Source organism: Virgibacillus sp. DJP39 (assembly GCF_049310925.1).
Taxonomy (GTDB): domain Bacteria; phylum Bacillota; class Bacilli; order Bacillales; family Amphibacillaceae; genus Virgibacillus_F.
In genome coordinates, this window is the sequence record NZ_JBMERP010000200.1 from 1 (window position 1) to 700 (window position 700).

Genomic DNA, 700 nt, shown 5'->3' on the forward strand with positions numbered 1-700 from the left:
GGTGGTTCAAATCCACACGGTAACTTTACCCTTTGAAGTACCGTAGCCGAAGCAACATCCTCGCCTGCTAAAGGCAGGATGGACAGGGTGTCCTCTGCGAAGAGGAATCTGGAAGGTCTGCAGGCAAAGTCCAGCCCGGAACATTGGGTGAACCAGAGGTGGCGGCGATGATGGGTGACTCGCCTAGAAAACGAGGAAACCTATGCAAAGCGCATATCTTGTAGGGAAACAAGATAAAGGGGAAAGACCTACAGGACACATCGACGTGTTTAGGGTCAGGATGGACGGAAAAGAATGTGTAATTACTGGGGGAAGCACTGTAGACTCCTAATGGTAAACATCATTAGGTAGGGGAGGTATAACCCTATATGGGGAAAGCTGAACCGACGGTACTGCAGGTGGCGGAAGGTTTCGTAGTAGTGATGAGGTCCGAGCCGTTGAAAGCTGGTGACAGTGTGGAGGATAAAACTCGGATGAGTGGATGCATAGCGTCATCTAACCCATATCGTGACCAAAAGTTGCGAGATGGAGGTGAAGGGAACCTGCTTCGTCAACATTGTGAATAATAGTGAGTGGGAGACGTACCGTCTTAAATAAGAAAGGTCTATCAAAAGAACGTGCTGCCGAACACGAGAACCGTGCAAGGAAATAGGTAGACTGGCGTCCTGAGTACATGATGATTGGAAAGAAGCGATTGGCA

General features: G+C 49.1%; 1 protein-coding gene. It reads right to left on the bottom strand.

All coding sequences use genetic code 11. The features are described 5' to 3' along the window. Positions 1–495 precede the first annotated feature (495 nt). The coding region (locus ACOI1D_RS21795; RefSeq protein WP_422504299.1) for a hypothetical protein at positions 496–700 on the bottom strand (205 nt) is incomplete at its 5' end.